At 53.0% G+C, this 21,953-nt stretch carries 16 protein-coding genes; 4 read left to right on the forward strand and 12 right to left on the reverse strand.

What is annotated here, in order from left to right; all coding sequences use genetic code 11:
* Positions 1 to 110 precede the first annotated feature (110 nt).
* From IQ268_RS01490 to IQ268_RS01510, 5 genes are all read right to left on the reverse strand, one after another.
* Positions 111 to 1,511 carry a 2-succinylbenzoate--CoA ligase gene (locus IQ268_RS01490; RefSeq protein ID WP_193874781.1) on the reverse strand — a complete coding sequence of 467 codons (1,401 nt, stop codon included), beginning with the start codon at positions 1,509 to 1,511 and terminating at the stop codon, positions 111 to 113.
* The gene (locus IQ268_RS01495) at positions 1,496 to 2,497 is read right to left on the reverse strand and encodes an o-succinylbenzoate synthase (RefSeq protein ID WP_339383337.1); all 1,002 of its coding nucleotides are present in this window, start codon (positions 2,495 to 2,497) and stop codon (positions 1,496 to 1,498) included. Before IQ268_RS01495 ends, IQ268_RS01490 begins: the two co-directional genes overlap by 16 nt.
* 222 nt (positions 2,498 to 2,719) lie before the next feature.
* Positions 2,720 to 3,358: a DUF3318 domain-containing protein gene (locus tag IQ268_RS01500; protein WP_193874783.1), complete on the reverse strand. Its 639-nt coding sequence runs from the start codon at positions 3,356 to 3,358 to the stop codon at positions 2,720 to 2,722.
* Positions 3,359 to 3,594: 236 nt separating this feature from the next.
* On the reverse strand, positions 3,595 to 4,839 hold the full coding sequence (locus tag IQ268_RS01505) for a DNA double-strand break repair nuclease NurA (RefSeq protein WP_193874867.1): 1,245 nt from the start codon (positions 4,837 to 4,839) through the stop codon (positions 3,595 to 3,597).
* Positions 4,840 to 4,964: 125 nt separating this feature from the next.
* A complete protein-coding gene (locus tag IQ268_RS01510) occupies positions 4,965 to 5,609 on the reverse strand; it encodes a pre-peptidase C-terminal domain-containing protein (RefSeq protein ID WP_193874785.1) in 645 nt (214 codons plus the stop codon).
* Between the two features lie 226 nt (positions 5,610 to 5,835).
* On the opposite strand from IQ268_RS01510, the gene crtO reads away from it, so the two are divergent.
* Both crtO and IQ268_RS01520 read left to right on the forward strand, forming a co-directional pair.
* Positions 5,836 to 7,527, forward strand: a complete 1,692-nt coding sequence (crtO, locus tag IQ268_RS01515; protein WP_193874787.1) for a beta-carotene ketolase CrtO — start codon at positions 5,836 to 5,838, stop codon at positions 7,525 to 7,527.
* Between the two features lie 155 nt (positions 7,528 to 7,682).
* Positions 7,683 to 8,828: a saccharopine dehydrogenase family protein gene (locus IQ268_RS01520; protein ID WP_193874789.1), complete on the forward strand. Its 1,146-nt coding sequence runs from the start codon at positions 7,683 to 7,685 to the stop codon at positions 8,826 to 8,828.
* Between the two features lie 34 nt (positions 8,829 to 8,862).
* Here the strand turns inward: IQ268_RS01520 and IQ268_RS01525 are convergent, their stop codons facing one another.
* The 3 genes from IQ268_RS01525 to IQ268_RS01535 form a co-directional block, all read right to left on the reverse strand.
* A complete protein-coding gene (locus IQ268_RS01525) occupies positions 8,863 to 9,888 on the reverse strand; it encodes a long-chain acyl-[acyl-carrier-protein] reductase (protein ID WP_193874791.1) in 1,026 nt (341 codons plus the stop codon).
* Between the two features lie 236 nt (positions 9,889 to 10,124).
* The gene (locus tag IQ268_RS01530; protein WP_193874793.1) at positions 10,125 to 11,834 is read right to left on the reverse strand and encodes an ABC transporter ATP-binding protein; all 1,710 of its coding nucleotides are present in this window, start codon (positions 11,832 to 11,834) and stop codon (positions 10,125 to 10,127) included.
* 145 nt (positions 11,835 to 11,979) lie between these two features.
* Entirely contained in the window at positions 11,980 to 16,062 is a 4,083-nt protein-coding gene (locus IQ268_RS01535) for an ATP-binding protein (RefSeq protein WP_193874795.1), read from the reverse strand.
* Between the two features lie 235 nt (positions 16,063 to 16,297).
* Between IQ268_RS01535 and IQ268_RS01540 the strand changes: the two genes are divergently transcribed.
* Positions 16,298 to 16,516: a hypothetical protein gene (locus tag IQ268_RS01540; protein ID WP_193874797.1), complete on the forward strand. Its 219-nt coding sequence runs from the start codon at positions 16,298 to 16,300 to the stop codon at positions 16,514 to 16,516.
* A gap of 138 nt (positions 16,517 to 16,654) precedes the next feature.
* Here IQ268_RS01540 and IQ268_RS01545 read toward each other — a convergent pair whose 3' ends face one another.
* From IQ268_RS01545 to IQ268_RS01555, 3 genes are all read right to left on the reverse strand, one after another.
* On the reverse strand, positions 16,655 to 17,257 hold the full coding sequence (locus IQ268_RS01545) for a sulfite oxidase-like oxidoreductase (protein ID WP_193874799.1): 603 nt from the start codon (positions 17,255 to 17,257) through the stop codon (positions 16,655 to 16,657).
* Positions 17,258 to 17,403: 146 nt separating this feature from the next.
* Positions 17,404 to 17,580 carry a 50S ribosomal protein L32 gene (gene rpmF, locus IQ268_RS01550; protein ID WP_193874801.1) on the reverse strand — a complete coding sequence of 59 codons (177 nt, stop codon included), beginning with the start codon at positions 17,578 to 17,580 and terminating at the stop codon, positions 17,404 to 17,406.
* 81 nt (positions 17,581 to 17,661) lie between these two features.
* On the reverse strand, positions 17,662 to 18,129 hold the full coding sequence (locus IQ268_RS01555; protein ID WP_228034979.1) for a hypothetical protein: 468 nt from the start codon (positions 18,127 to 18,129) through the stop codon (positions 17,662 to 17,664).
* Between the two features lie 329 nt (positions 18,130 to 18,458).
* Here IQ268_RS01555 and IQ268_RS01560 point away from each other — a divergent pair, with 329 nt between their 5' ends.
* Positions 18,459 to 20,645, forward strand: coding sequence for a caspase family protein (locus tag IQ268_RS01560; RefSeq protein ID WP_193874805.1), 2,187 nt, complete (start codon positions 18,459 to 18,461; stop codon positions 20,643 to 20,645).
* A 76-nt stretch (positions 20,646 to 20,721) separates the two neighbouring features.
* Here IQ268_RS01560 and IQ268_RS01565 read toward each other — a convergent pair whose 3' ends face one another.
* Positions 20,722 to 21,807, reverse strand: a complete 1,086-nt coding sequence (locus IQ268_RS01565) for a hypothetical protein (protein WP_193874807.1) — start codon at positions 21,805 to 21,807, stop codon at positions 20,722 to 20,724.
* Positions 21,808 to 21,953 lie beyond the last annotated feature (146 nt).

Genomic DNA, 21,953 nt, shown 5'->3' on the forward strand with positions numbered 1-21,953 from the left:
GTAGGGGCGAAGCATTCGAATCAGGATGGCTGGAACAACCGAGACATTGTCTACCGAATGCTTCGCCCCTACACCTATCGGGTAACTAATCAAACTTTTAAAACATCCTCTTAGCGGTTTTGCTCTGCTTGCTGAAGTACCTGCATGGCGATCGCCCTCAACTGTGGCAGGTTAATTTTTCCCTGAGCATTGCGCGGCAGGCAATCGAGAGCAATCCAGTGCTTGGGCTGTTTATATTTGCTCAACTTTTCAGCGATCGCTGAGCGCAAATCGGATGGCAACACATGGGAGCCATCAGGGACATACACCGCCACTACCGCTTCTCCCCAGGTGCGATCGGCAAGCCCCACCACGCACACATCCAGCACCAGACGAGTAGCACGAATCACAGCTTCCACCTCGGCGGGAAAGACATTCTCGCCGCCCGAAATAATGGTGGTGTTGCAGCGTCCAAGCACCGTTAAGTTACCGTTATCATCCAAAACACCCATATCCTCTGGCTGAAAGCGATCGCTCGGGGCAACGGTCACCGGGTAGTAGCCCAACATCAGGGACGTTGCCCGAATCGTGATGCGACCGGGACAGTTGGGCAACAGTAACCGATGGCGGGTATCTTGAATCGTCACTTGAGCGTGGGGCAGCACCTGACCACAGCCCGTTTGCCCCTGCAAAAACGCTTCTGGCTTCAGTGTTGCAATTTGTGCGGCTGTTTCGGTCATGCCGTAGGTTGGTGCCAGCCGAATAGAATGCTGTCGTGCCCAATCCAATAACTCCGACCAGGCAGGCGCACCGCCCAACATCACCGTTTGAAACTGAGCCAGCCACGTTCTCAGGTCTACTGACTGTAAAAGCCGCTGTAATTGGGTCGGCACCAGCGATAGAAAATACGAAGCAGGATCAAGTTCCGGCAACATTCCAGCTTCTATGGACTTAAACGGCACCACCGCCAGCCTGCCACCCGACAGTAACGAGCGGAGAAACTGCATCAAGCCACTGACGTGATACATCGGCAAGACGCAGCAAGAGTCAATTTGTTTAACTTGAAAATAAGACTGGAAGCCCTGCACGGCTGCCATCAAGGTTTCCAGGGTATGAATGGCGAAGCGAATCTGCCCAGACGAGCCTCCCGTTGGAATCATAATCCAGCCGCGAGCAGGAGGAGACGGCAGCGGCTTTGCGGCAACCTGCGCTGCGCCATCCGGGAGCCAGGGCGATCGCGCCCCCCAAATTAAATCAGGTTGTACGACATCCAGGACAGCTTGCCACTCCACACTACCCCAGGTGGGATTGCCTAAAAAAACCGGACACCCGGCACAGCAGGCGGCGCTAAAACTGGCCAGAAACGTTAGCGGCTCGGGTTCAACCAGCAACAGCGTTGGCAACGATCTGGCAGTCGCTCGGTTGAGTTCCTGCAACCGCTGCGCCGCCAGTTCTGCAAATTGACGGCTATCATGCCCGACGAGCCAATTTTCATTGGCACGCTGCCAAACCTGGCTTAAAGGCTCTGCCATAGCTGCTCGAAGTTTGTCTGGTTCAGGGCGGAGTCGGCAAACCAGTGCCTGACACCAAACCCAATCGCTCTGGACGATCGCGAAATGGATGGAATCAGCCGAGTTTTGATGAAATGCTGCGCGATCGCCGTCTCAAACACAGATGACCACACAATGTCCGGGTTTGCCGTTTGACAAAACTGCTGCAACCGCACCGGAGAGCCAGCGATCGCGGCTTTGACAATAACCATTCCTCGCCAGCCTTGCTCGTAACACGCTTCTAGCTGGTCAATTGTCGCAACCGATTCATCTAACGCGATCGCGGTTTCATACTGGTCGTTCAGTTTTAGCATCACCTCAAACTGGTCGGGCGGTAGCGGCTGCTCGATAAATTCGACCCGTGCCTCAGGTATGGTCGCCGTATTCAAGGCATCACAGGCTTGCAGCCATTGACAGGCTTCGTTCCAGTTCAACCCGCCGTTGGCATCCAACCGCACGTTCGCACCGGCCGGCAATGCATACAGGAGTTGTTCTACCTGCTGAAGTTCTTGCTTGAGCGAAGCAACGCCAACCTTGAGCTTAAAGGTGCGATCGCCCTGCTCCCAAAAGGGTTGCCACGATTGCAACGCCGCCGCACCCGTTGGCAAGAGGTGGCTATAGGAAAGCGGAGCCTCTAGCGGTTCTGGTTTGGGGCAAGTAAGCAACTGCCATGCCGACCCAAAACCAAACTGACAGGCAGGCAACGCGGCAGGAATTGCGGTCAGGGTAGAGGCATCAATTTCACCCGGCAACTGACGGCAAAAGCGCAATGCGTCTCGAATGCTTTCACTACCAAATAATTTGATGGGAGCAATTTCACCCAAGCCAATGTGACCCTGCTCATCGGTCAGTTTGAGAATGATGCCTTCGCGGATATTCCAAAGACCATGACTCGTTCGCAGCGGTTGCCGAAACGAGCGACGGTAATAGCGAAACTCAAACCCATACCGCATCAGCAGGACTGTCACCCAACTCGTGCGCCGAAACCATAGCGCTGGTTGCAGACAAGGGCACTCTTCGCCCTTGCCCTTCATCCAGCCGTAAGATGAGAAGATTTTACGCCTTCGGCCTGGTTTGATCCGCTTTAGAGTTTTTTGTCCCTGGGGGCATTCACCTCAAAGGGCAACTCAGGCAAACAAACCGCGTTCCAGAAGTTTCAATCTCTCGTTCAACCTGCATCAACCCAATCTCTACGCCGGGTTGGCCTTGGCTTTTGCCTTGGCTCTGGCTGCACTCTTCTTCAGTGCATCCAGGCGAGATTCGTACTTCTTCCGCTGCCGTTTCTTCGGCGTTTGCTCAATTAGCACCTTGAGCGCACTGCCCAAACTTTTGTAGGCATTGGGCAAACTGTAGCCAAATCGGGTTGCCAGGGCGATCGCTTTTTCGTCTGCATCAAACGCTTCGCGCAGCACCTTTTCGCCGCTGTTGCGCTGGTATAAGCGAAAACCAGATACACCGCAAAGCGCCAGCGCTAAGAACAGCAGCAAGCCGTCTTGTACCCACAGTTCCCCAACCGCACCACCCAGGCCAATAGCCAACGCGGCCATTTCCCATCCGTCTCTGGGAATGGTGTCATTTTGAATTCGAGCCACTTCATGCCAAAATAGCAAGTTCCGCTGGTCGAGAGCCAGATTATCCCACTTCATCAGATCCACTTGAATTTCGACCTGATCTCTGCCAATTTCTTCGGAGACAACCAGAGGTGGATTCACAGCCGTAGAGGCTTCAACGGTGACCCAGCTTTTTAATTCAGGAGGCAACAAGCCTTTCAGCCGCCGCAATTCACCAATGTCAGCTCTGGCAGTAGAAGTTGCGTATGATGAGGTCATGAATTCAGCCCTAAGGAAACTCAGATTGAATTGAAGTGCTTTAAGGAGTATAACGAGGTTTTGCGATAGCGAATGGTCTAAACCGTTGCCGATCGCAAATGTTTAACGTAGAGATACTCAAGCACCTCATTATTTAAATATTAGCTTCTGCGGTTTACATCCGTGCAGCAGTTGCAGACGATCGGTTCACAATCATCCCAGTGACATAGCGCCACATCGCTGCCAGCCGCCGCACACTAGGCAATACTGCCGCGCTTCCGCGTTTCCTTGTAGGATGTGCCGACGTTTTTCAGTCCGGCTCGAATCATTTGCTGTTCTAACATTGCAAAAAACCGTGCGCGATCGCCCCCACGCACCACCGCTTGATTGTGCGCTTCCGCCAGTGCCACCGGGTAACCATACCCTTTTTGCACCTGAGCCATCGTTAAACTCAAGGCCATGTCAAACAGCCGTGCATCTTCGGCCACCCACGCCGGACACTCCACCCGAGCAATCTCGGAACCCACGTGGACGTAGCAAAAATAAATCGCCTGCTCTCCATAAAACTCTTGAATTTTGGCAGAGCTACGCCACAGGCAACTGCGCTGTCCCGGTTCTAGCAACAGCGACCAGAGCGCCGTATCGCGCAGCGGTGCAAACACCTGGCAGGGAGCCTGGTCCGTCTGACCAGAACAGTGCGTTTGACAGTCCGGTTCGGCATAGGGGCAGGTATGCAGACGCAAGAAGTTGAGCGCTTCACCGCTACGAGCCGCGCTGAGGTAGCCCACGATCGGCATGTTGATCGATCGCATCTGCTCCCAGGCATCCAGAATGGGGAGCAGAATACAGTCACGTGCCGCCGCAGGCAGGGGTTCTAGAAACCAGTGAATCAGAGAGCCGTCTACCATAGCCATTGACGGTGGCGACATCCTGGCCGTTTGGCTGGGGGATGGTTGAGCGGCAGATGAGGGGACGGGCAAGGGCGATCGCGCTTCTGCCGCAAGGGCACAGGCTAATTCAGCCAGAACTGTGGTTTCCGATGCGGTGCGACGATACCCCATCCACTCTTCAGTACGGATACCCCACTGCCGAGATGCGTATAAATCTTCCGGTCGATAAAACACCTCTGGCAAGCTATCCAGCAGCGGATAGCGGCTTTGCCCATAGTGCAACACCACCCGACCCACGTTAACCAGATAGCAGTAAGCAATTTCATGATGGCTGGGAGAAATCTGGGAGCCATCGGTAGCGATGACGGTATGCACGGCTGGGGCAGCGGCGATCGCCACCCGTGTATCCAGGGGTTCCAGCGGTTCTGCTGCGGTAAAACCAAGCCGATCGCGCCAGGTTTGCTGCTGAGTCACCAATTCGGCCTGGTGCGATCGCGCCTGTTCTAAAAACTGTCTGGCTAAATCTAAACGCTGACGGGTGGCCTCCGCTTCTTGAGTCAAATGGTGGCTAATGCCTTGCATTTGTCGAGCTAGCTTCGTCAGGTCAAGCATAGGAATTAAACGACTGAAACGAGCTACTAAAGTAACTGAGTTTAGCGATCGCCACAGACTGAAGCGCCAACCCATATCGTCTTTATCTTAATACGAAAACTTAATACGGATGTTCTGGTTCCCATTCAATCTCTGTATACCTGCTTTGCAGTGACCCCGCGAATCATCAGGTTAAAGCGAATATGGCTCGAACCGTCGTCACTCCATCCAGTGACTACATCCTCGTCCAGGGTTGGGCTATTAGGCCAGGTAGTGACCACCGCAAAGTAGGTATCGCTGCGGGGAACGACAAAGGCATCAATCAACGACTCATAGGACGAGCCATCGTCATCGTTTTCAGCCAGCAGCCGACCAGCGCTATCAAACAGAAATAGATGAGAGTCATCATCGGTATAACTACCACCGGGCAACGTTTCCACGACATCAACATCCAGGGTGATGCGATCGCCAGCCAGCGCCTCGAACTGAAAGACCTGGTGCCCATTGCTGACCGTCGCGGTTGCCGTACCAGACCCACTTGAAACATCTATGGGTGTTGCCGGACTTAACGCCAGCGGTAAATTGTTAGCGAATAGAGTTGGCAAAAATGGCCGCTGGCTTGGTTCAGGGACAGGAAGGGGGTGGGCGATCGCCGCAGACCTCTGCATTCCAACCAAACCAACGGCCCAGAGTGAAAGGGTGGCGATCGCAGTCATTCCATACCCCAGGTTCAGCATAGTAAAACGGGTTGAATCAGCAATGGTGTTTGAACCAGGTAGCCATCCAAGCATGTTGTCCTTAAATTAAACCTCCTGTACCAGAAAATTCAAGCAATTCACGATCTCTTCGGCTTCTGGACAATCCGGACAAAGGGTTTATTGACTGCAAACACTATATGTCCACTGTTTCCTGGCGCTTATTTCTTTAATTGGATAGATCCTGTTTTTTTCAATTTCCTTACGATGAGTTGTAATAAACAAACGACTTCTTTCTCACTCATTAGCCGGAGCGTCATTAATGCAAACCTATGATGTTGTGATAATCGGTGCAGGTCACAACGGTTTAGTATGTGCTGCTTACCTCCTCAAAGCAGGATATAGCGTGTTGTTATTAGAAAAGCGGTCTGTGCCTGGCGGAGCCGCAACCACAGAAGAATGTATGCCCGAAGAGGCACCTGGATTCAAATTCAATCTGTGCGCGATCGATCATGAGTTCATTCACCTGGGTCCGGTTGTTGAAGAGCTAGAACTCGGCCAGTATGGCCTGGAATACCTGTATTGTGACCCGGTTGTATTTTGCCCCAACCCCGACGGCAAGTACTTTTTAGGACATCATTCCGTCGAAAAAACCTGTGCTGAAATCGCCCGCTTCAACCAGCGTGATGCCCAAAAGTACGCTGAATACATTGCCTTCTGGCAACGGCTGACCAACGCCATTACGCCGATGTTTAATGCGCCACCCAAATCCATTATTGATATCTTGGGCAATTACAGCCTCAACAAGTTTCAGGATTTGTTTGGTGTACTGGGTGGTGTGGACAAAACGCTGGATCTGATTCGAACCATGATCACCAGTCCAGCAGATATTTTAGATGAATGGTTTGATTCAGAGTTTCTTAAAGCTCCACTGGCACGTTTGGCCTCTGAGTTTGGCTCCCCTCCATCCCAAAAGACGATCGCGATCGGGGCAATGATGATGTCAATGCGGCACAACCCCGGCATGGCACGTCCCAAAGGCGGCACCGGGGCACTGGTTACAGCCCTGCTCAATTTAGTGAAAGCGAAAGGCGGCACGGTTTTGACCGAGCAGGTGGTTGAAAAAGTACTGATCGATGACGGTCGCGCGGTGGGCGTGCGGGTGGAGGGTGGCACCGAATACCGAGCCAATCATGCTGTAATTTCTAACATTGATGCCAAACGCCTGTTCCTGCAACTGGTCGATGCACCCGATATTGATAGTGCCGATCCAGAACTGCGAGAGCGGCTCGATCGCCGTATCGTCAACAACAACGAAACCATTCTCAAAATCGACTGCGCCCTTTCAGAAGCCCCGCGATTTGAACGCTACAACCATCAGGACGACTACTTGATTGGCTCGGTGCTGATTGCCGATTCTATGCGGCAGGTTGAAATTGCCCACTCCGAACCATCGGTTGGCAATATTCCTGACTCCGACCCATCCATGTACGCCGTTGTGCCGACCATGCTCGACCCATCAATGGCACCCGACGGCAAACATACGCTCTGGATTGAGTTCTTTGCACCTTACCAGGTCGCTGGAGCAGAAGGAACCGGGCTAAACGGCACGGGCTGGACAGATGACCTAAAAAACAAAGTGGCCGATCGCGTTATCGACAAGCTGGCTGAATACACGCCCAATCTGAAACAATCTATCATTGCGCGTCGAGTTGAAAGTCCAGCAGAGTTGGGTGCCCGCTTAGGAGCCTACAAGGGCAATTATTACCACCTGGATATGACGCTCGACCAAATGATTTTCTTGCGTCCGTTGCCCGAAATTGCCAACTACAAAACACCGATTGACGGTTTGTTACTCACTGGGGCAGGAACCCATCCCGGTGGTTCCATTTCGGGGATGCCGGGACGCAACTGTGCCAGAGTGTTTTTGGCCTCGCAAAAGCCACTGGCTCAAACCTTTGCCAAGGCTGGAAAATCAATGAAAGCAATGGCAAAATCGTTAGGTTTGGTCTAACTTAATTCAGCGCACCATCCCAATGAAGGGTAAACTGAGCAGCTTGTGCCGTTAATCAACCTCTTTTATCCTTCATCTGGTAAATTCATGCTTTCTGCCGATGAATCGAGTAGCAAAGTCTAGTGAACTGAAAGGGATGACACCCCACTGTAGTAATGGCTAATCGGGTTTTAATATTAGGAGGCAGAGGGCGCATTGGCAGCAGCGTTGCGCGCGATCTGGCAACTCATACCAAGGCGCAAATTGTAGCGACCGGGCGCACGCCTGCCGCAACGGATCTAAATGCGATCGCCCATGACGATCATCCCATTCAGTTTTTGTCGCTCGATCTGGCAAATTTGGCGGAGGTAGAAGCGGCGATCGCGTCGTTAGACCCCGCTTCTGCCAATACTCCAGCAGATCTGGTGATTCACTGCGCGGGGCCATTTCACTATCGAGATGCCAGTGTTCTAAATTACTGCATTGAACGGGGCATCAACTATCTGGATGTGAGTGACAATGTCACTTTTACCCGCAAAGTGTTAGCTCGCCACGAAGATGCAGCCGCAGCGGGCATTACGGCTATCGTCAACTCCGGCATTTTTCCGGGCATTTCAAACAGCATGGTGCGCCGGGATGTTGAGCAGCTTGACTCTGCCGAGAAAATTCACTTGAGCTATGTGGTAGGCGGGTCGGGTGGAGCCGGAATCACGGTGATGCGAACTACCTTTTTAGGGTTAATGCATCCCTTCAAAGCCTGGATTGACGGCACCTGGCAAACCATTAAGCCCTACAGCGATCGCCAATTGCTTCAGCTACCAGATCCCTACGGCAAGGTATTTGTGTACTGGTACGAGATGCCCGAAACGTTTACCCTGGTGGATTCGTTTCCCGTTAAAACGGTAGTGACCAAGTTTGGCTCGGTTCCCGATTTTTACAACCGTCTGACCTGGATTGCGGCTCATATCTTTCCTAAATCCTGGATTCAGAACCCGAGCGGAACAGAGTTTTTAGCCAACGTCAGCTACCGCATGACCCAAACCACCGATCCCTTCAGCGGCATTGGGGTCGGGATTCGCTCGGAAGTAACGGGGCAAAAAGATGGAGACGCTTGCCGCATTTGCTCCACACTTGTACACAACAACACGGCGATCGCTGCTGGCTATGGAACGGGCAGTATTGCCGAACTTCTGCTATCGGGGCAACTGCACCAACCGGGCGTTTATCCCGTAGAGCAGGTACTCTCCACGCCGCTGTTTGAAAAAACCATGCGCGATCGGGGTATCCATATTCAGCATGAATGGTTACCCCCAGAAGGATAACCATTCGTGAATGTATCAAACGTAAAAAGCAGGTTTAGCAGAGATCGAGCAGGGGACGAAACCCATGCTTGACCGACACCTGACCGATTAGATCCATTTTTTCCAGAGTGATCTGGTTCCGTCCCCAGGAAAAATTGGTATATAGCTTTTCAAACTCCAGCAGCATGGATTCGGCAAAACAGGCAAACAGTTGACGGGCAGGTACATCCATATTGACGATGCTCATAATCTTCCAGTCGATGTCGAGAGAATGCTCGACAATGCCGCCGTTTAACACGTGAATTCCTGGATGTTTCAGCGTCTTCGACAAGTTCTTGGGATAGCCACCGTCAATTAACAGGCAAGGTTGCTTCAACGTTGTCGGGTCAATTTCAACGCCTTTGGGCATACTGGCAACCCACACCACAATATCGGCCTTGGGGAGCGCTTCTTCCAGGCTCATAACCTTGCCCCGCATTAGCTCAGACTGAAGCGCCTGAAGCCGTTCCTGGTTACGGGCGACATAAATCAGGTCAGCAACATCCGTTCGCGCATCGAGCCAGCGGCAAACCGCACTGCCAATATCCCCCGTTGCACCGCACACCAGCACCGTGGCCTCGGAGAGGTTAATGCCTAGCTGTTTAGATGCCTGTTCAACCTGACGGCAGATAATGTAAGCCGTGTGGGTGTTGCCCGTGGTGAATCGCTCGAACTCCAGCTTGACGTTTCGCACCTGGCGAATTTGCTGCAAGTTAAAGTTTTCGAAGATGATGGACGAAAACCCACCTAGCGCCGTGATGTTGATCCCGTGCTTTTGAGCGTGCGCCATCGCGTTGATGATCTTGCGCGTTGCCGCCTTGATCCGTCGGCTAGCCAACATTTCAGGGAGAAAGCAAGACTCGACATAATGCCCCTCAATTTGCTGACCGGTAACACTAGTCACTTTGATAGTGTCTACGATTTGCGGTGGAGCGCTGCACCAAAAATCTAGGCCCTGATCGGCATATTCGGGATAACCTAGCTCTCTAGCAACCGACTGGGCATGTTCCAAACTGGTAAGGTGACCTATTAGACCAAACATGGATAGCTCTAAATATGCCTAAAACGAGGCGAAATTGGATAAAAGCAAGCAATAACGCGAAGCACTTCTAAAGATATTACACAAAATTAACGAAATCTAAAGCTGTATTGTGTAATGAATAATGCGTTTCGAGGTTGAAAAACTCAGAAACGCAACGGAAGAGCCTAGGCTCATTCTAATCCAGACCCAGGCGACCGGGGGTTAGTTCCATCCAGGTACTGAGTGCTGCAACAGATCTACAGCCGAGTCAGCAGAGGCGCAGCATCCAGCAAGGTTTTGGTGTAAGGGTGTTGAGGTTGGGTGAAGATGTCTTGAGTTAAGCCAAGCTCCACAATTTGTCCAGCGTTCATAACCGCAATGCGATCGCAGAAAAAGCGAGCCACCCAAAGGTCATGGGTAATAAACAGGTAGGTTAAGTCAAACTCTTGCTTCAACTCCAGCATCAGGTTAAGCACCTGAGCCTGGACACTAGCATCCAGCATACTTACTGGCTCATCGCAAATCAGCAGTTTGGGATGGGTGACTAAAGCACGGGCGATCGCCACACGCTGCTGTTGCCCTCCCGATAAATCACCGGGATAGCGATGGTAGTAATCATCCGCCGGAGCCAACCCAACCCGCTCTAGCATTTGCAGCGTTCGAGTTTTTGCCTCCGCCGCATGGGCTAAGCGATGAATCAGCAGGGGGTCGGTAATGCTCTGGCCTACCGTCATCAATGGGTTGAGGCAGGCATGGGGGTCTTGAAAAATCATCTGCATCTGCCGTCGCTGCTGCTGCATTGCTTGCCGAGAGAGTCGTGTCAAATCGTGCCCCAGGAACTCAATTCGTCCAGCCGTAGGGTGAATCAGCCGCAAGATAGTGCGAGACAGAGTACTTTTGCCGCACCCCGATTCGCCCACTAACCCTAAAATTTCGCCTGCGTGTAGATCCAGGCTAACTCCATCCACAGCTTTAATGGTTCGGTCGGCTGTGTTGCCAAACAGCCGAGTGACGAAGTTTTGCTCTAGCGTGTAGTGTTTTTGCAGGTTTTGTAACCGCAGCAACGGTGCAGCGGCCACAGCAGTTGAGGCTGGAGTTAGCGCTGTTCCAGCTCCTCGTTGGTCTGGTTCGTCCTCGGTATGCAGGTGTAAAGCGGCCTGCAACAGCGATCGCGTGTAATGGTGCTGGGGTTGAGTCAAAACCGACTGCACTTTTCCCAATTCAACCAGTTTGCCGTTGTACATCACAGCAATGCGATCGCAATATTCGCTGACCAGTGCCAGGTCGTGGGAAATCAGCAGTAGCGCCATTTGCCGCTCTTTGCACAGGCGAGTCAGCTCCCGCAAAATTTGAGCAGATACCGTCACATCCAGGCTGGTGGTTGGCTCATCCGCCACAATTAGTTTGGGGTTGAGCAACAGCGCCAGCGCGATCGCCACCCGTTGCCGCATACCACCGCTAAATTCGTGGGGATACTGCGCCCATCGGCTCGCCGGAATGCTAACCGCTTCCAGGGTCGCCAGGGCGCGTGTTTTGGCCTCCTGATGAGAAAGCTGCGGCTGATGTGCCAGCAGCGTTTCGATACAGTGATCGCCAATGGTCATCACCGGGTCAAGCCGCGTCATGGGGTCTTGAAAGATGAGGGCGATCGCTTCTCCCCGAAACCGCCGCAGTTGAGTTGAATTGAACTCGAAAACGGGATTGCCTTCAAACAACACTCGCCCTTCTGTGCGAGTAGACGCAGGCAACAGCCGCATTGCCGCCCGTCCCAGCGTTGATTTACCACATCCCGACTCACCCACCAACCCCAGCCTTTCTCCAGGCTGGAGCGACAGGGAAACACCGTCAACCGCCCACTGAGTTCGGTCGATCGGGACATATCCAGCCTCAGCCGGATCAGCATTCTTGGAATGGCGCTGGTGGGGATAAGCCACCCGCAACTGCTCAATTGAAAATAGGTCGGTCATCTAAAGGCACGACAAACGGCAGATCAGGTTTTTGATGATACGCTAGACGGGCGCTTTACAGTGTCCATCTGACACAAGGTTCGCTAGCTATTATACGGGTCAGTCTCAGGTGGAAGTACTGAACGTCGCCCCAGGGGTGCCTGTGTCAGGTGATGTCATCTGAAGTCCAGCCCTCGGCTGTAAGGGTGTCCCGGAGCGGCAAAATCACGCTAAACGTTGCGCCCTGCCCTTCCCCAGGGCTGTGAGCCTGAACGGTGCCGCCGTGCAGTTCTACCAAATGACGCACGATCGCCAATCCTAATCCCAAACCGTTGTGGGCGCGGCTGATGGAACCATCCGCCTGCCGGAAGCGATCGAACACATGGGGCAAAAACTCAGGGCTGATGCCCTGCCCGGTGTCGCTAATTTCAATTCGGACATACTCCACCGTTGCGTCATGGGAACCCGCTACTACACTTTGAGCCTGACCAGAGCCATGTGCCGCTGCCACAACCCGGTTTTCAACTCGCTCCAGATGGACGGAAACCTTTCCGCCTTCCGGGGTAAATTTAATAGCGTTCGACAATAAATTCCAAAATACCTGCTGGAGGCGATCGGCATCACCCAGCACCGACAGCGCTGCCTGGTCATACGCCGACTCGATGTGAATGCCCTTTGCGGTTGCTGCCGGACGCACAGAGTCTAAAGCCGCTTCGATCGCAGCCACCAGGCTAAACGAGCGCAGGTTGAGCCGAACCTTGCCCCGAATAATGCGCGACACGTCCAGAATGTCATTCACTAGCTGCGCCTGCGATTTGGCATTGCGCTCGATCGTCTCCAGAGCTTTGTGTCTGGTTTGTTCATCCAGCTTGCGGCTCCGCAGCAGTTGTGCCCAGCCCAAGATGGCATTCAGGGGCGTTCGTAGTTCGTGCGACAGCGTCGCTAAAAATTCGTCCTTGGCACGGTTAGCGGCTTCTAGCTGAGCCGTGCGCTCAATTACCCGTTGTTCTAGCTCGGCGTTAAGCTGCTGCACTTGCTCCTCGGCGCGTTTGCAATCGCTGATATCATGCATCACGGCAACCGCACCCAGCTTTTCACCTTGAGCATCAACGATGGCTTGCCCACTCGTTAACAGAGTCCGAGCCACACCCTGTTGCGAAACAATCACAATTTCCTGATTGTAAACTCGCTCGCCCTGCCATGCCCGTATCAGCGGAATTTGATCGGATGGCAGGGGCGTTTTGCCATCAGGCCGATACAGGTTGTAGTACTGCGTCCATTCTTCCAGAGGAATGGGCTGTTCAGACAACCCGTGCAGATCGCGAGCCGCCTGATTGAATAAGGTGAGAATGCCCGCCGCATTGCAGGCAACAATCCCAGCATTCACCGTGTTCAACAGCACTTTCAAAAATTCTCGCTCTTGCGCTAGCGCCTGCTCGGTGCGCTGACGGGCAATTTCCCCTCCTACCCATTGCGCCATAAGCTGTAGAAACTTCTTATCTTCAGCAGCAAATGGCATCTGACGCGGAGTTGGGCTGGAAAAGTTTAATGTGCCATACACCTCACCTTGAACCCAAATGGGGGTGCCAATATAGGCTTCCAGTTGGGTGTTGAGATAGCAAGGATGGCTGTGCCACTCGTCGGTTTGTCCTGCATGTTCGATACTCAGCGGTTTACTCGCTTCAATGGTCTGGCGACAGAAAGTATCCCCTAACTCAAACACAGCCCCCAATTCGATCGCAGGCAGTTCAGCAAGGGCCGATGCACACGGCTGCGATCGCACCTCAATCACTTCGTAGCGGGCTTGCGTCAACGGCACGGCACCCAAACCCGTCACCTGCGCCAAAATTCCCAAATGGCACTGGAAGCGATCGCACCCCAGTTCTAGAATGGCCTGAACCTTGTCACTAAAGCTGAGATGTTGAGCGGCCACAATCTCATAAAGCAATTGAATCGACTCCTGGCTGACGCGCAGTGCCGCTTCTGCTTTTTCCCGTTCTGCAATTTGCTCTTGAAGCCGCGCATTCGCTTGCGACAGTTCAGATGTGCGTTCTTCTACCCGCAGTTCCATCTCGTCATACGCCGCCTGGAGAGCCGCTTCTGTTTGCTTGCGCTGGGTAATATCCAGCACAAAGGCAACACCCTGATCTTCTTCGTCTTCTAGCAAAGCCGCTCCAATTAAAACAGGCACCCGGCTGCCATCCTGACGAATATATTCTTTCTCAAAAGGTGTAGCGACACCCTGAACGGCCATTTCGGCAAACGCCTGCTCGTCTTGAACCCGAAATTCTGGCGGTGTCATTTCATGCCAGCGCACCCGACCTGCTTTTAGATCCGCCTGGGTATAGCCAACGGTTTGTAAAAAGGTGTCATTCGCTTCCAGCACATCACCGTTGCGGTTCCAGAACAAAATGCCAATCATGTTCGACTCGGCCACCCGTCGAAATCGAGCTTCGCTCTGCTGCAATGCAACCAGAGCCGCCTGCAATTCCTGCTTTCGCAGGCTGACGTTGCTCACCAAGGCCGAGACATCCTGCCGCTGGTTGGCTAATTCCGCTTGCAGTACGTCTCGCACATGCTTAATTTCAAGCAGGTTATCGACTCGAACCCGCAGTTCCTCAATTGAGAAAGGCTTCATTAAATAATCCTGTGCGCCCGATCGCAGTAATTCGATTTGCAGTTCACTACTGGCTCGTGCCGTCAGCAAGATGATAGGAACCGTATCTAATTCGGGATGGCAGCGGATGGTTCGCACCAGCTCGTCCCCTGAGGTTTGGGGCATCATGATATCGGTCAGAATCAGGTCAGGCTGAAGCGACAGCGCTTTTTCTAGCCCATCCTCCCCGTCGATCGCCGTCACAATTCGGTACTCTTTGCCTAATGTTTTAGCAATCAGCCGGGTCATATCGAGGTTATCTTCAACCACTAATACCAGCGATCGCCTGTCATCCTCGGCAGCCAATGCCTCACCTACCCCATCCGCCTCAAGTTGGGGCATCCCAGTTTGCAGGGTGGCGATTGCCTGTTGCGCTACGGATTCAAACCGAACTGTTCTGGGTTCAGTAGCCGCGATCGCCCCCTCAGACTCAGCAACCATTGCAGCCACCGGCTCGGACACGGTGCCCCACGGCAACGCCACAGTAAAGATAGCGCCTCCCCCTGCCGCCTCGTCCACGGTGATTTGACCGTGATGCAGTTCAACAAATTCTTTAGCGATCGCCAGACCCAGGCCCGTGCCGCCAGACAAATGGTTGGCTTTGCGGTTTCCTTGCTGAAAGCGATCGAAAATGACATCTTGCAGTTCAACCGGGACACCAGATCCGTTATCCTCAACCGCTAACGTAACGACATCGCCCGCCACCAAACGACACTGAATTTTGCCATCCACCGGGACAAACTTAAACGCGTTAGAGAGCAGATTGAGCAACACCCGCTCCATCTTCTCGGCATCCACTTCAACCCACAGCGAAGCAGGTACGTTAACCACTACTTCAATCTTGCGTTCAGCAGCAAAGGATTCAAAACAAGACACGGTCTGCCGCACCAACTGAGCCAGGTCAACCTCGGTGCGGTGCAGTTCCATCATGCTTGCTTCCAGTTTCGACATATCAAGCAAGTCATTGACGTACTTGAGCAAGATGTGGGCATTGCGATTCACCGTATCCAGATCTCGATACGGCTCTTCGGCAAGGGTGCATTCGGCCAGCAGATTTTCAGTTGTGCCTAAAATTAGCGCCAGGGGAGTTCGCAGTTCGTGGCTGATGTTGGTAAAAAACTGAGTTTTGAGTTGGTCGAGTTGCTTAATCCGGTCGTAGAGTGTCTCTAGCTCCTGGTTGGCCGCTTCTAGCTGAAGACGACGTTCTTCTGCCAGAGCCGCACTCTGTACCAGGGCTATCACTTTGGGAACGAGCGGTGGCAGCAAAATCGCCGTAGTTACAGACGCGATCGCCGTAATTAGCTTGACCTCACCTGACAGCCAGTACACCGGATACCAGAGGGTCAAAATCTCCATAAAGTGGGTCGCGCCGCAGCTCGCAATAAACAAGCCAAACGCCAGAAACACTCCCTGAAAAGGCAGCTTGGCTTTGCGGACTAAATACACCAGCGTTAAAGAGATGGCGACATACGCACAGCCAATCCAGAAATCAGAGAGGACATGTAAACCAACCAACTCTGGCTTCCAAAGATAGCAATGCCCGTGAGGAATAAACCCATTGGCAACGAAGACAGACCTAAGAAATTCCAACATGTAACCCTGCCAACCGTAGGTAGAGCACTGCACCTCAGAGGATGTCTAAAAGGGATGCAATGGTTCGCATTCGCCCCTACCCCCTAGAACTAGGGTTTTTAAGACAGAATTGGCTCGAAAGTCCCCCAAACTTAGGAACTTAGGAGGCAGTTCGCTTGGGGCTTAGCACGTTTCAGACATCCGCACAGGCACAACTAGCTCTACAAAAGAACTCAACCTTCATAATGACGAAAAAATGACCCACTTGGTCGCCTCAAGATCGCGCCTGAATGAGCCGCAGTGTCAAGGTAATAGCGCCAACGACATCAAAGCAGCAGACGCACAGCTTTATGATTTGTATTGCATTCGATCGCCTTTTCCTGACTCTGTAATGAAATGTAGCGATCGCCCCCGGAAAAACGGCGATTCCTTAAGTCCAGCAGTCAAGCCAATTAACCCCAAACTGTACTGTTAACAGTTTGGGGCACTTCAATACCAGAGCTGTGCGGAGCAGGCAGCATGAGGGATGCAGCCATTGTGCAGACTAAAATGCGGCACCCTCACAGGAGAGCTTTAAGCCGTTTCAACCCAGCCACTATTGCAACTCTTCAGATTACGAGAAGCGATCGCTATACCGTTCCTCTGACCACGGTTCACCCCGACGATGATAGCCATTCCGTTCCCAGAAACCGAGGTCTTCTTGGCTCAAAAACTCCAGACCGTTAATCCACTTAGCACTTTTCCAGGCATATAAATGCGGCACTACTAACCGCAACGGCCCGCCATGCTCGGGTGGTAATGGCTCACCAAACAGAGTATGAGCAAAGAAGTTTTCCTCTTTTAGAAAATCAGCCAACGCGAGATTGGTGGTGTAGCCACCATAGCAATGCTCCATCACATATGCAGCATCAGGAGCCAGATCCACCTGCTGCATAAAATCAACCACCTTCACTCCAGTCCACTGCACATCCAGCTTCGACCAGGTAGTGACGCAATGAAAATCAGCCGTGAACTCGCTTTGGGGCATCGCCATGATGTCGTCCCATGTGAACGTTTTAGGCGTTGCTAATCCCCAAATTTTAAACTGCCAGTCGTTAGTAGTAACGTCGGGTGTCTGCCCATAGGTCAACACCGGAAACCCCTTAGCCAGGTGCTGTCCGGGTGGAACTCGGTCTTGAAGGTCGGGGTCTGGTTTTTGGAAGAATTTTCCTAGCATAAGTGTTCAGAATAGCGGCAGATTGAATGATCAAATCCGGCTGATTTGCCCTCTCTCTACTCTAAAACCAAAAAGCGGGGTACAGATGCACCTCGCTTTCGGAATGGCTATACAGAATTGTAAAGACAGCAAACTTCTCAATTTGCTTACTCTTCTTCCTCTTCTTCTTCGTTACCAGGATAAACAAAGCTGTTGGAGCGTCCAGTCAAAATAGATTTGCCGAGCGAAAGAGCTTTTTGAGCTTCTAATGCTGCTTTACGCTTCCACGTTGCCTTTCGCATATCCCGCTTTGAGCTGGATGTTTTCTTCTTAGGGACTGCCATAACGTGAATGTTTAAGTTTGCACAACCTTTCAATAATAGTCCATGTCTTTGGCAAGTGGATCGATTTGGCGTAACCCAACACTAGGGCGTTGGGGCAACAACTGGCGCAGCGTCTACATTTGGTAAAGACGGTACTGGAGCAGAAACCGGAATCGGCGCAGCTTGCCCCCCTGTGGCCGTTGGCTGGTCGAGGCGCAACAGCACTCTGGCATTTTCAAAGTAGGTTGACCACCGCTGCGGATCGGGAAGGCGACGCCATTCTGTCCGGCTAACGGCCAGGGCAAGCACCGGCGCAATTAGTCCTTCATCGGTTTCCGCCACGATCGTCACCGACACATCTGTTACCAGCAGGTCGCGATCGAACGTTTGTTGCGTTGCCGCTCGTGCAGCCGCTTCCGCCCGACGCAACAGCGTTTGGTATGTCTCTCCCGGTTGGCGATCGAGCGTAATGGTAGCCCGATTGGTGTAAGCATGGGCGATCGGAGCAACCAGGGTTGCGGTTGTCAACCACACACCCCCCGTCAAGCCTAGAATTGTAACTAACGCCAATGAAGCAGGTTGGTAGCAACGCCATCGTTTTCGGGATGGGAGTGGCAGGCAATGGTGTGACGAACCGCCTACTTGAGTCGAGCTGAGTGCGCTAGCAGACGTTTCCAGTTCCGCGGGGTCATAGGATTGCATTTCTACCGTTTGCTCCTTAGAGGGTTGATTTAACGGATGATAACGAGCCACTCAAGTGATTTGGTAAAGATATCTGGAAATGCTAGCAACTGGTTAGGGTTTGCTAGCGATTTGCAACCTAAGTTATTTTGGCGATACATGACTGGCCTGTGCTATCTTCTGGGCACCCTGAGATGTAACTGTTAAGGGCATCTGTAATGACTAACTACTGGGCGATTGCGATCGGCATCAATCAGTATCACCACTTTCAGCCACTGATGTACGCACAACACGACGCAATGGCGTTGCGTAACTACTGGGTTGGCGAAGCAGGGTTTGCGCCCAATCGCTGTCTGCTCTTAACAGATACATCGCCCGCATTCGATGAAACCGCCATTCATCCCAGCCGGGAGAACATTCAATCCCATGTCGCTCGGCTGTGCCAGCACCGATTGCAGCCTGACGATTTTTTATGGTGTTTTTTCAGCGGCTACGGCGTACAGTGCGATGGTCGAGACTATTTAATGCCGATGGAGGGAGACTCTACCCAGGTTCCGGCAACGGGCATTTCGGTAGAGGCGCTATTCAAAACCCTCCGCACGGCTCCAACCGATAATATTCTGCTGGTTCTCGATATCAACCGCAGCCAGGGCGCTAAAGCAGGCGATCGCGTCGGCGCTCAAACCGCAGCCCTGGCAAAACGCTACGGGATTCCAACCCTTTTATCCTGTGCGCCCGATCAGTTTTCCCACGAAACGTTGGCGCTACGGCACGGACTGTTTACAGCCGCACTGCTGGAAGGAATGCGCTACCACGGCTGCATCACTCTGGATCACTTAGAACACTATGTCAGCGATCGCGTTCCTGAACTGAGCGAGCACCACTGGCGACCCAGGCAAGACCCAGCCGCGATCATTCCCGATACCAAACGCTATCAGTTTGCCTTACCGCAATCCAAGAACGCACCCGTGGGGGCAGCAGTTGGCGCAGGGATTGGGGCGGGTGTGGTTGGTGCCGGAGTAGCCCATGCACGGCCTAATGATACGGCCTGGGATGAACTCCATTCCGCTGCGACTTCAACCCATCCGGCAACGAATGGGTTTGTGCCCGCCAATGGCTCTAATACCAACGGCACTGGAGGTTACGACAATGGAACCGCCTCAACTGCGTTGATTCCGGTGGCAACGCCGCAGGAGCCAACAGCAGCCAATGATGCTATGAATGCTGGTGATTCCACCAATGTGGCAGACGATCTCTTTTGGCGACGACTGCTGCTGTGGGGAGGGGCGATCGCGCTGGCGCTACTGCTGCTGGTGTTGTTACGCAACCAATCTGTTCTCTTTCGTCCTGCGACTCCTGACCCACCGCCTTCTGACGCAACCAGCACCACCCCACCCGGTTCTCCCCAACCGGGTACATCAGCGGATACTGCGACTGGAGAAGGAGCCACGGGCGAACCTGGAAATGGCTCAGCAGGAGACGGTTCAGCAACAAACTTTTTCAACCTGGAAGATTCGACTGACCCATCTAATTCATCTGATTCATCTAATTCATCTGATTCATCTACGTCTGTTTCGCCCGAAGGCACTCCTGCCCAACCACCTCCTACCATTGGAGGAAACACAGGCAGTGAGCCAAATCCGCCAACGGGGCAAAATGGGCTGGCTGGCGCTCAATCCTCTAACTTGTTGAGCGGAGCGCGAACAGCTCTCCAGGCGCGACAATATGAGCCAGCCCTCAACATTCTGGATCAGGTTCCGCAAGCGCAGCGAAATCAAGAGTACAACCAGCTTCGCCAGCAGGCCAATCAAGGATTGTTGAACGAAGCGCGAGCGCTGCTCAACGAAACCAGAAATTCTAGCCGAGTCAATCAAGCGTCCGATTTTAGCCGCGCGATCGCCAAAGTTCGCCGGATTCGTCCGGGTGAGCCGCTTGCCGAACAAGCGGCACAGGATATTGAACGCTGGAGCCAGGTGATTTGGGACATGGCACAGGGACGAGCCAGCCGAGGGAATTTTGATTCGGCGATCGCAGCGGCTCGTTTGATTCCACCCGACCGAACGACAGTCTATCCGGCGGTGCAAGCGTCGATTGTGCAGTGGCAACGTACCAAAGCCAATCAGGCGATTTTAGAGCAAGCCCAAAATTCGATTCGGCAATATCAAGCCTCGTCCTACAATCGGGCGATCGCCACGGTTCGCAGTATTCAGCCCAACCAACCGCTGTATGCCGAAGCGCAATCATTCAAAAACCAGTGGAGCGCCGCCATTTTGAATATGGCTCGCTCTCGGGCAAACCAGGGCAGGTTTGGAGATGCCATCCAAACCGCTGCCCTGGTGCCATCCGATACGCCAGTCTATGCCAACGCCCAAGTGGCGATCGCCCAATGGCGCAGTCGGCAATAGATGTTGCTGGATTGTCCTATAAAGACGCGAGCGCTCGCATCTCTACGCAGGACGTACAGGGTTCAGAGAACGGTACTTAGTCTTGAGTTAGCGTGATTCGAGTTTCTGCGCTGGTTTCGTTACCGCTACGAGCCGTCGCCCGAACGGTGTAACGAGTGCCAGGAACCGGAATGCGTGGAGCAGGAACCGCCAGTTCAAACTCGCCGTTGTTATTTGCAGTCACCGTTCGATTGTTTACCAGCGTTTCACCAGCCACATTCAAACCCAACACAGACACCCCAGATGTAACGTCAACGGTAACAGTGGCGTTGGGGCGAGTTCGACCTGTCAGGGTGAAGCCTCTACCGCTGACCGAAGCTCCTTCACGATGACTCGTAAACTGAGGTCTAAGGTCGTTGCCGTTGGTTGGGCTGGTTGTGCCGCCCGTTGTTCCACTCGTTGTACCGCCCGTTGTGCCGCCCGTTTGAGGGGCTTCGGTGGAACCGCTACCGCTGGCGCTGAACACCACAGGCTGAGAAGCTGCGGCATAGGTGGTTTGGGTTTGCCGACGCAAGCGGGCGACGACAATCCCTTCGTTGACGCGATCGCTATTTTGCAATCTTAAGGTAGCGGTATAAACTCCCGTGCCAACCTCCTGGGCGGGTAGCTCACGCACCGTGCGTCCATCTTGAATCAGCAGTACAGTTGCCTGGGCACCGGGCGTACCGTTCACAGTAACCGCAAACGTTGCTCCGGGAGCCAGAGCATTACTGGTGGCGTTGTGGGTAACGGAATCGATTTGAATCGCGTTACGAGGCTCTTGAACAGTAAACGACCAGGCCACACTGCGTTGCTGACCGTTCACGTTGCGGTAATCGACCCGAACTTGAACGGCTCCAGGCGGAAATGGCCGATCGGGACGATAGGTAAAGAAGTTGCGCGTCACCGTGCTGCGGCTGGTGACATCCTGCCCGTTGACGTACACTCGCACCGAAGCAGCATCGACGGCTGGCCCGGTACCCGGATCAAACTGGCCTGAAATTGGAGTGTCTGAGGACACATTTTGGCTGTCTACACCCGGATTGATATCCACCACCCGCTGTGCCAGTGCCGCTTCAGGCAAAATAACAGGCGTTAACAACAACCCTGACGTTGTTAGCAGCGTTAATAACGTTTTTTGCATAGTAAAGCTGAAACCAAACTTGATAAACCGTGCATGTTGTTAGAACCCCGAATTAACATACAAGTTCCAGCAAGTTTGATATTTTAACAAAGTAAATTATAGAGTACAGGATAACGGTTTTAATACCAAACGATCGCGCCTTAACT

Origin of the sequence: Oculatella sp. LEGE 06141, assembly GCF_015207605.1 — a bacterium.
Taxonomy (GTDB): domain Bacteria; phylum Cyanobacteriota; class Cyanobacteriia; order Elainellales; family Elainellaceae; genus Oculatella.

Excerpts from the sequence above, each read along its gene's own strand:
- IQ268_RS01490 (WP_193874781.1), bottom strand. The coding sequence starts at position 1,511 with ATGGCAGAGCCTTTAAGCCAGGTTTGGCAGCGTGCCAATGAAAATTGG.
- IQ268_RS01500 (WP_193874783.1), bottom strand. The coding sequence starts at position 3,358 with ATGACCTCATCATACGCAACTTCTACTGCCAGAGCTGACATTGGTGAA.
- IQ268_RS01505 (WP_193874867.1), bottom strand. The coding sequence starts at position 4,839 with ATGCTTGACCTGACGAAGCTAGCTCGACAAATGCAAGGCATTAGCCAC.
- IQ268_RS01510 (WP_193874785.1), bottom strand. The coding sequence starts at position 5,609 with ATGCTTGGATGGCTACCTGGTTCAAACACCATTGCTGATTCAACCCGT.
- crtO (WP_193874787.1), top strand. The coding sequence starts at position 5,836 with ATGCAAACCTATGATGTTGTGATAATCGGTGCAGGTCACAACGGTTTA.
- IQ268_RS01520 (WP_193874789.1), top strand. The coding sequence starts at position 7,683 with ATGGCTAATCGGGTTTTAATATTAGGAGGCAGAGGGCGCATTGGCAGC.
- IQ268_RS01525 (WP_193874791.1), bottom strand. The coding sequence starts at position 9,888 with ATGTTTGGTCTAATAGGTCACCTTACCAGTTTGGAACATGCCCAGTCG.
- IQ268_RS01530 (WP_193874793.1), bottom strand. The coding sequence starts at position 11,834 with ATGACCGACCTATTTTCAATTGAGCAGTTGCGGGTGGCTTATCCCCAC.
- IQ268_RS01535 (WP_193874795.1), bottom strand. The coding sequence starts at position 16,062 with ATGTTGGAATTTCTTAGGTCTGTCTTCGTTGCCAATGGGTTTATTCCT.
- IQ268_RS01540 (WP_193874797.1), top strand. The coding sequence starts at position 16,298 with ATGACCCACTTGGTCGCCTCAAGATCGCGCCTGAATGAGCCGCAGTGT.
- IQ268_RS01545 (WP_193874799.1), bottom strand. The coding sequence starts at position 17,257 with ATGCTAGGAAAATTCTTCCAAAAACCAGACCCCGACCTTCAAGACCGA.
- rpmF (WP_193874801.1), bottom strand. The coding sequence starts at position 17,580 with ATGGCAGTCCCTAAGAAGAAAACATCCAGCTCAAAGCGGGATATGCGA.
- IQ268_RS01560 (WP_193874805.1), top strand. The coding sequence starts at position 18,459 with ATGACTAACTACTGGGCGATTGCGATCGGCATCAATCAGTATCACCAC.
- IQ268_RS01565 (WP_193874807.1), bottom strand. The coding sequence starts at position 21,807 with ATGCAAAAAACGTTATTAACGCTGCTAACAACGTCAGGGTTGTTGTTA.